7 protein-coding genes are annotated in these 8,951 nt (G+C 66.1%); 2 read left to right on the forward strand and 5 right to left on the reverse strand.

The features are described 5' to 3' along the window. Nucleotides 1-68: 68 nt before the first annotated feature. From L995_RS02580 to L995_RS02600, 5 genes are all read right to left on the reverse strand, one after another. Entirely contained in the window at nt 69-1,337 is a 1,269-nt protein-coding gene (locus L995_RS02580) for a Zn-dependent hydrolase (RefSeq protein ID WP_047468812.1), read from the reverse strand. A gap of 24 nt (nt 1,338-1,361) precedes the next feature. Further along, complete coding sequence (gene hydA, locus L995_RS02585; RefSeq protein WP_047468816.1) at nt 1,362-2,822, reverse strand: dihydropyrimidinase; 1,461 nt, start codon at nt 2,820-2,822, stop codon at nt 1,362-1,364. 30 nt (nt 2,823-2,852) lie between these two features. Beyond that, nucleotides 2,853-4,346 (reverse strand): NCS1 family nucleobase:cation symporter-1, encoded by a 1,494-nt coding sequence (locus L995_RS02590; protein WP_047468819.1) that lies wholly within the window; start codon nt 4,344-4,346, stop codon nt 2,853-2,855. A gap of 132 nt (nt 4,347-4,478) precedes the next feature. Continuing rightward, nucleotides 4,479-5,798: an NAD-dependent dihydropyrimidine dehydrogenase subunit PreA gene (gene preA, locus L995_RS02595; RefSeq protein WP_013803150.1), complete on the reverse strand. Its 1,320-nt coding sequence runs from the start codon at nt 5,796-5,798 to the stop codon at nt 4,479-4,481. Between the two features lie 34 nt (nt 5,799-5,832). Then, nucleotides 5,833-7,200: an NAD(P)-dependent oxidoreductase gene (locus tag L995_RS02600; protein ID WP_047468822.1), complete on the reverse strand. Its 1,368-nt coding sequence runs from the start codon at nt 7,198-7,200 to the stop codon at nt 5,833-5,835. 324 nt (nt 7,201-7,524) lie between these two features. On the opposite strand from L995_RS02600, the gene L995_RS02605 reads away from it, so the two are divergent. Together L995_RS02605 and speG are read left to right on the forward strand one after the other, a co-directional pair. Beyond that, nucleotides 7,525-8,205: a TetR/AcrR family transcriptional regulator gene (locus L995_RS02605; RefSeq protein WP_016445276.1), complete on the forward strand. Its 681-nt coding sequence runs from the start codon at nt 7,525-7,527 to the stop codon at nt 8,203-8,205. A 4-nt stretch (nt 8,206-8,209) separates the two neighbouring features. After that, the gene (speG, locus tag L995_RS02610) at nt 8,210-8,740 is read left to right on the forward strand and encodes a spermidine N1-acetyltransferase (RefSeq protein WP_016445275.1); all 531 of its coding nucleotides are present in this window, start codon (nt 8,210-8,212) and stop codon (nt 8,738-8,740) included. The last annotated feature ends 211 nt before the right edge of the window (nt 8,741-8,951 follow it).

Consider the following 8,951-nt stretch of genomic DNA (forward strand, 5'->3'; position numbering starts at 1 on the left):
CGTTTGTTGAAGCTGCAAGTATAGCAGTGCAAAACAGGGCTTCCGGGCAAGTTGCGCAGTTTTTTGGATCAACCCGCCACCCTGGCGCGTTCCAGCATGGCGTGCATCAGCACATTGCAGCCTGCGGTGATGTCGGCCGGCGTGGCGTCCTCGATCTCGTTGTGGCTGATACCGTCCTTGCAGGGAATGAACACCATGCCGGCCGGTGCCAGCCGCGCCATGTAGACCGCATCATGCCCGGCGCCCGAGACGACGGGCATGTGCGAGTAGCCCAGGGCCTTGGCGGCGCGCGCCACCGCATCCACGCAGTCGGCATGGAAGGGTTGGGCGGGGTAGCTGGACACCAGGTTGATCGCTATGGGCAGGCCCGTCTCCCGGCTGATGCGGTCGGCCACGGCGCGGATGTCGGCGTCCATGGCTTCGCAGTCGGCATCGGTGGCGTTGCGCAGGTCGATGCTGAATTTGACCTGCCCCGGAATCACGTTGCGGCTGTTGGGATGGACCTGCACCATGCCCACCGTGCCGCGCCCGTGGGGCGGATGGCGGTGGGCGCAGGCCACCACTTCCTGCATGAGCTGCGCGGCGGCCTGCAGCGCATCCTTGCGCAATGCCATGGGCGTGGGGCCGGCATGGGCCTCCATGCCCGTGACCACGCAGTCGTACCAGCGGATGCCCAGCACGCCGGTGACCACGCCAATGGTCCTGGCGTTGTCCTCCAGCACCGGGCCCTGCTCGATATGGGATTCGAAGTAGGCGCCGATCGGGTGGTCTCCCGGTTCCTGGCTGCCCACATAGCCGATGCGCTCGAGCTCGCCCTTGACGGTCTTGCCTTCGGAGTCGGTGGCCGCATAGGCATGCTCCAGCGTGAAGGCCTTGGCGAACACGCCCGAGCCCATCATCACCGGCACGAAGCGCGAGCCTTCCTCGTTCGTCCAGAAGGCCACCTCGATGGGCGCTTCGGTCTCGATGCCGTGGTCGTTGAGCGTGCGCACCACCTCCAGCCCCGCCAGCACGCCGTAGTTGCCGTCGAACTTGCCGCCCGTGGGCTGGGTGTCGATGTGGCTGCCCGTCATGATGGGCGGCAGGCTGTTGTCGCGCCCGGGCCGGCGCATGAAGCCGTTGCCGATCTTGTCGATGGTCACCGTCATGCCCGCCTCGCGCGCCCAGCGGGTCACCAGATCACGGCCCTGGCGGTCCAGGTCGGTCAGCGTCAGGCGGCAGACGCCGCCCTTGGGCGTGGCGCCGATCTGCGCCAGCTCCATGAGTGAATCCCACAGCCGGCTTCCGTTGACGCGCAGCTGCGCGATGTCCTGCTTCACTTGGGTATCTGTATCCATTGCGGTCTCCTTGTCATGCGGGCTTCAGCGCGCCACGGCCGTGGGCTGCAGCGTGGCGGCGCGGCGCTGCACCGCGTCGAAGTTGGGGCCGAAGGCAGGGCGCTTGATATAGCGCCCCTTGCCTTTCTCGGCATGCAGATCGCCCTGCGCATAGGCCACCACGCCCTGGCTGATGGTGTGGCTGGGCATGCCTTGCACGGTGCGCCCCTCGAAGATGTTGTAGTCGCCCTTGGAGCGCTGGGTCCTGACCGACAGGGTGTGCGTGGCAGCAGGATCCCAGACGACCAGATCGGCATCGGCGCCCACGCCGACCAGGCCCTTGCGCGGATAGATGTTGAAAAGCTTGGCCGTGTTGGCGGAGGTGATGGCCACGAATTCGCTGGGCGTCAGCCGGCCGGTGTTCACGCCCGCATCCCAGATCACGGCCAGACGCTCCTCCACGCCGCCGGTGCCGTTGGGGATCTTGGCGAAGTTGTCCCGGCCCATGGCTTTCTGCGCGGCGCAGAAGGTGCAATGGTCGGTGGCCGTGGTGTGCAGCTGGCCCGACTGCAGGCCCTGCCACAAGGCCTCCTGATGGCCCTTGGCCCGGAAGGGCGGGCTCATCACGTGGGCGGCCGCCTTGGCGAAGTCGGGGTCGCGGTACACGCTTTCGTCGATCACCAGATGGCCGGCCAGCACTTCGCCATACACGCGCTGGCCGCGTGCACGGGCCGCGGCAATGGCCTGCGCCGCCTCGGTGCAGCTGACATGCACCACGTAGATGGGCACGCCCAGCACGCCGGCGATGGCGATGGCGCGGTTGGCCGCCTCGGCCTCCACCATGGGCGGACGGGCCAGCGGATGGCCCTCGGGCCCGGTGATGCCCATCTTGGCCACTTCCTGCTGCAGCAGGTAGACCAGCTCGCCGTTTTCGGCATGCACCGTGGGCATGGCCCCCAGCTCCAGCGCGCGCTTGAAGCTGTTCACCAGGGTTTCGTCGTCGCACATGATGGCGTTCTTGTAGGCCATGAAGTGCTTGAAGCTGTTGATGCCCTCCTCGCGCACCAGCGTGCCCATGTCGGCATGGACGCTGTCGCTCCACCAGGTGACGGCCACATGGAAGGAGTAGTCGGCCGCAGCCTTCTCGGCCCAGCCGCGCCATTTGCGGTAGGCGTCCAGCAGCGGCTCCTGCGGATCGGGAATGACGAAGTCGATGATGCTGGTGGTGCCGCCGGCCAGCGCCGCCGCCGTGCCGGTGTAGAAGTCATCGGCCGTGACCGTGCCCATGAAGGGCAGTTGCATGTGGGTGTGCGGATCGATGCCGCCGGGCATGACGAACTGCCCCGAGGCATCGATCACCTGCGCCCCGGCCGGCACCAGGGCCGCCACATCCGGCCCCACGGCCGCGATCGTCCCATCCACGCACAGCACGTCGGCCTTCTCCTGCCGGTCTGCATTCACCACCGTGCCGCCACGCACCCATACCGAACCCTGTGATTGACCCATAGCGTCATGCCTCCTGTTGGTTGGTCCGGCCTATGCCTTGCTCAGCGCGGGTGCGCCCTTGGTCACCTGGCCCGCCATGCCGATGCGGTAGACCACGCCGGCAATGAACAGGCCGATGAACCATGCGTAGTCATAGGCATGCTTGAAGAAATCACCCACGTACGGAAATGCAGCGGGGAACGCTGCGTGCAGGAAGCCGGGCAGGTTGGGCGCCACGCCCAGGGCGAAGGCGGCCACGGCCACCCAGTTCCAGCCGTTGGAGTAGCGGTAGACGCCCTCTTCCCTGTACAGGTCTTCCACCACCAGCTGCTTTTTGCGCACCAGGAAGTAGTCCACCATCAGAATGCCCGCGATCGGCCCCAGCAGGGCCGAGTAGCCGATCAGCCAGGTGAAGATGTAGCCCTCGGTCGATTCCAGGATCTTCCAGGGCATCATCACGATGGCAATGGCCACCGTCATGTAGCCGCCCACGCGGTAGCTGATCTTCCTGGGCGCCAGGGCGGAGAAGTCATAGGCCGGCCCGACCAGGTTGGCCGCCAGGTTCACGCTCACGGTGTCGATCAGCAGCACGATGAGCGCGATCAGCACGGCCGCGCCCGTCATGCGGCTGGCGACATCCACGGGGTCCCACAGGGCCTTGCCGTAGATCACCACGGTGCCCGATGTCACCACCACCGCCAGCATGGCCAGCAGCCCCATGGGCACGGGCAGGCCGATGGCCTGGCCCACCACCTGGTCCTTCTGCGACTTGGCAAAACGCGTGAAGTCCGGAATGTTCAGCGCCAGCGTGGCCCAGAAGCCCACCATTGCCGTCAGCGACGGCCAGAACACCGACATGAACTGGCCCGCCTTGGGGCCGCCCGGCGCGTACTGCGAAGGCTGCTCCATGATGGGGCCGAAGCCGCCGGCCTTCTGGTAGACCCATCCCAGCAGCACGAAGCAGATCAGGATCTTGAGTGGCGCTGTCCAGGTCTCCAGCTTGCGGATGGACTCGATGCCATGCACCACGAAGTAGAACTGGATCGCCCAGAACACCAGAAAGCACACCAGCTGCCCCACATTGATGCCCAGGCCAGCGATCTTCTCGCCTTCCAGCGGATGGCCCAGCAGCACGCCCAGCAGGGTGTAGATCATCATGCCGCCGAACCAGGTCTGGATGCCGTACCAGCCACAGGCCACCAGGGCCCGCAGCATGGCCGGCAGCTTGGCGCCGTGGGTGCCGAACGAGGCACGGGCCAGCACAGCGAAAGGAATGCCGTACCTGGCCCCGGCATGGCCGATGAGCAGCATGGGAATCAGCACGATGAGATTGCCCAGGAACACCGTCATCACCGCCTGCGACCACGACATGCCGTTCGTGATCATGCTGGCGGCCAGCGTGTATGCCGGGATGCACATCACCATGCCTATCCACAGGGCGGCGAAGTGGTACCAGGTCCAGGTGCGCTGGCTAGGCAGCGTGGGTGCGAGGTCGTGGTTCCACAGGCTGCCTGCGGACTCACCGGAATGCGGGGCATGCGACATTGCGAAGCTCCTTCTCGAAGAGAGAAATCACCAATCCATTGCTGATCCAGGGTCTGACTTTTTCCATCAAGCGCATTTCGTGCCAGGTCGGCCCGGATGCGGGCCGTGCGCCGACCTGCCGCAATGCCCCCTCTAGCCCTGCGCCGTCACGGCCTGGCGCATGGGGTTGTTCGGGTGCGTGGTCCAGTTCGCATACTCCCCGGTGACCGTCTGGCCGGTGCGGGGGTCCACCTCGCCCGGCTGCAGGCTGCGCATGGTGATGCACTCGGGCACGGGGCAGATGGACACGCACAGGTTGCAGCCCACGCATTCGGTGTCATCCACCTCGAAGCGGCGCACACCGCCCTCCTTGCTGAAGGTGATGGCCTGGTGGGAGGTGTCCTCGCAGGCCACGTGGCAGCGCCCGCACTGGATGCAGCTGTCCTGGTTGATGACGGCCTTGTCGATGTGGTTGAGGTTGAGGTCCTTCCAGTCCCTGACCGTGGGCACGGCTCGGCCCTGGAAGTCCTCGATGCGCGCAAAGCCGTGCGCGTCCATGTAGTTGGACAGCCCGTCGCACATGTCCTGCACGATGCGAAAGCCGTAGACCATGGCCGCCGTGCATACCTGGACATTGCCGCATCCCAGCGCGATGTATTCGGCCGCGTCCTTCCAGGTGGTGATGCCGCCGATCCCCGAGATGGGCAGGCCCGCCGTCTGCGGATCGCGCGCGATCTCGGCCACCATGTTCTGGGCGATGGGCTTCACGGCCGGGCCGCAGTAGCCGCCGTGCGAGCCCTGGCCGTCGGTGCTGGGGTGCATGACCAGAGTGTCCAGGTTCACGCCCATCAGCGAGTTGATGGTGTTGATCAGGGACACCGCATCCGCCCCGCCGGCCTTGGCCGCCCGCGCGGGAAAGCGCACGTCGGTGATGTTGGGCGTGAGCTTCACGATCACCGGCAGCCGGCTGTACTGCTTGCACCACTGCGTGACCATCTGGATGTACTCGGGCACCTGGCCCACGGCCGCACCCATGCCGCGCTCGCTCATGCCGTGCGGGCAGCCGAAGTTCAGCTCCAGCCCGTCGGCGCCGGTGTCCTCCACCATGGGCAGGATGCGCTTCCAGCTTTCCTCCACGCAGGGCACCATCAGCGAGGCGATCAGCGCGCGGTCAGGCCAGGCCTTCTTCACGCGGGTCATCTCCTCCAGGTTGGTGCGCAGCGGCCGGTCGGTGATCAGCTCGATGTTGTTCAGGCCCATCACGCGCCGGTCCTGCGCCATGAGGGTGGAGTAGCGCGGCCCGTTCACGTTGACCACATGCGGGTCCTCGCCCAGCGTCTTCCACACCACGCCGCCCCAGCCGGCCTCGAATGCGCGGGTGACGTTGATCTCCTTGTCCGTGGGCGGTGCCGAGGCCAGCCAGAACGGATTGGGGCTGGAAATGCCCAGAAAGCGGCTGCTGATGTCTGCCATGTCAATGCTCCTTGAAAAGCGCGGGCACAGCCGCTCAAACCCCGGCCGCCACGGCGCTGGTCAGCGCCTGGTGCATGGCCCGCGCGGCGACCTTGCCGTGCTCCACCGCCTGCACGGTCAGGTCCTGGCCACCGGCGCGGCAGTCGCCGCCGGCCCACACGCGCGGCACGCTGGTGCGGCCTTCGTCGTCGGTGTCGATGCGGCCGTCACGCAAGGCAATGGCCGCGCCCGCCGGCGTGGCGACATAGGTCTGGCCAATGGCCTTGAGCACCATGTCGGCCGGCACGTCGAACACCTCCTGCGTCACCTGCAGCCTGTCGCCCTCCATGCGGGTGCAGGCCATGCGCACGCCGCAGACCTTGCCGTCCTGCACCAGGATCTCCTGGGGCGCGGCCCACAGCCGCAGGTTGACGCCATGGGTCTGCGCCCATTCCTGCTCCACCCAGGAGGCAGACAGCGCATCCTTGCCCCGGCGGTAGAACATGGTGACCTCGTCGGCCCCCAGCAGCCGGGCCTGCACGGACGCATCCACCGCCGTCATGCCGCCGCCGATCACCACCACGCGCCGGCCCACCGGCACCGTGGATTTGTCGGCCGCCTGGCGGATGTCGGCAATGAAGTCCACCGCATTGCGCAAGCCTTCGGCCTGCGGCTCGGCCACGCCCAGCGCATTGACGCCCGCCAGGCCCAGGCCGAGGAATACGGCGTCATGCTCTGCCAGCAGCGAATCCAGCGTGAAATCTCGCCCCAGCCGCTGGTTGTTGCGCGGCGTGATCCCGCCCACGGACAGCAGCCAGTCGATTTCCTTTTGCGCAAAATCACCGGGGGTCTTGTAGCTGGCCAGGCCGTATTCATTGAGCCCGCCCAGCTTGGGCCGGGCATCGAACAGCACCACCTCATGGCCCTGCAGCGCCAATTGGTGCGCGCAGGTCAGGCCGGCAGGGCCAGCTCCGACCACGGCCGCCTTCCTGCCCGTGGCGGCGGCACGCTGGAACAGCGGTGCACCACCGGATGCCATGAAGGCATCGGTCGCATAGCGTTGCAGTGCACCAATTTCGACCGGCTTGTCTTCCTGGGTGTTGCGCACGCAGGCCTGCTCGCACAACTGCTCCGTGGGACAGACGCGGGAGCACATGCCGCCCAGCGGGTTGGCAGTGAGGATCTCGCGCGCCGCGCCACGGACGTTGTCCTGGGCGATGCGGGCGATGAAGGCCGGCACATCGATGCTGGTGGGGCAGGCCGTGGTGCACGGCGCGTCATAGCAGTAGTAGCAGCGCTCGGCCTCGATCAAGGCCTGGGCGCGGTTCAGCGGGGGGTGGGCGTCGGAGAAATTGGCCGCGTAGTCGGCCAGGTTCAGGCGGCCGGCGGCAATGCCGCAGGCGCGGTGCGAGGGGCTATCCATGGTGCATCCTCCAGAGTCAGGATTGAGGGCGTGAAGGGGGACACGGCATGCAGGGCCATGCCGGGCCATCTCGGACAACGCAAGGCGGCCCGCAGGAGGAACTCCTGCAAGGCCCCGGATCCAGCAACACAGTCTTCGGAGGTTTCATCGTGGTCCTCGCATGTGCAAGTGACGCCTCTTGTCGGGCGCACTGGGGGTGGAACGGAATTTACGCGGGTGAAAAAATTTACCAATCAGTAAAATCACCCAGAAAGTCGTCAGCAAGAAAGATGCCAGACAATCGCACCAAAATGGCGCCACTTATCTCCACTTACCATCTGCGCAATGGCAACCCTTTCTGACAATGCGCCCTCCCCCCAGGCCCGATCGGCCACGCGCAAGCCCACCGCTGCACGGCTGCGCAAGGAGCTGAACATCCTGCAGACGGCCGAACTGCACTTTGCGCAATACGGCTTCGAAGGCGCATCGCTGGAACTGATCGCGCACGACGCCGGCCTCAGCCGCCACAACCTGCTGTACTACTTCGCCAGCAAGGAGGAGCTGTATCTGCGCGTGCTGGGCGACGTGCTGACGCAGTGGCTCGCCGGCATGTCCGACCTGCTGCGCGGCGACGACCCGGCGGAGGCCCTGCGCATCTACATCCGGGCCAAGCTGCAGTCCTCGCGCGAGCGGCCCCATGGCTCCCGTGTCTTCACGCGCGAGGTGATGGCCGGCGCGCCCCGCTTCGGGCAGGCCATATCGAGCCAGGTAGGCCCGGCGCTGGCAGCCGACGTGCAGGCCTTCGAGCGCTGGGTGGCGCAGGGCAAGATTGCCCGCGTGGATTTCACCCACCTGATGTTCATCCTCTGGTCCGTGACCCAGGCCTATGCCGATCAGCAGGCCCAGTTCGCGCTGCTGCTGGGCCGGCCGGAACTGACCGCCGACGACTACGACACGGCGGCCGACCTGATCTACCGGCTGGTAATCCGTGGCCTGCAGCCGGATACCGCGGCTCTCGCACAATGAGCGCATGAATCACAGCATCCGCCTGAGACCCCTGGAGCGCGAAGATCTGCGCTCCGTGCATCTGCTCAACAACAATGCCGCCATCATGCGCTACTGGTTCGAGGAGCCTTACGAGACCTTCGACGAGCTTTCCGCGCTCTACGACGCGCACGTGCACGACCAGACCGAGCGCCGCTTCATCGTCGAGCACCAGGGCGATCGCGCCGGTCTCGTCGAGCTGGTGGAGATCGACCTGATCCACCGGCGCGCCGAGTTCCAGATCATCATCGCCCCCGAGCAGCAGGGCCAGGGCATCGCAGCCCAGGCAACGCGGCTGGCGCTGGACTATGGCTTCAAGACGCTCAACCTGCACAAGATCTTTCTCCATGTGGACCAGGAGAACGAGAAGGCCATCCACATCTACGCGCGCATAGGCTTTGTGCAGGAAGGCGTGCTGATCGACGAGTTCTTCGCCAACGGCCAGTACCGCAACGCCATCCGCATGTACCTGCTGCAAAACGACTACCTGCAGGCACAGGCCGGAGTCGGCACCTGACCTCCTGACAGAGGAGCGCGGGCCCTGCCCGCCTCCTTGACCGGCAAGTCTCCCCATCGTGGGCGGGCGCACAAACAGAAAAACCAAACAAAAAAGCCTTCTGAGTGATCAGAAGGCTTTTTGCATTCCATCTGGCAATGGAAAATTGGTAGGCGCGATTGGACTCGAACCAACGACCCCCACCATGTCAAGGTGGTGCTCTAACCAGCTG

The sequence above is a fragment of the Delftia sp. ZNC0008 genome, assembly GCF_000799035.1.
Classification (GTDB): domain Bacteria; phylum Pseudomonadota; class Gammaproteobacteria; order Burkholderiales; family Burkholderiaceae_C; genus Comamonas; species Comamonas tsuruhatensis.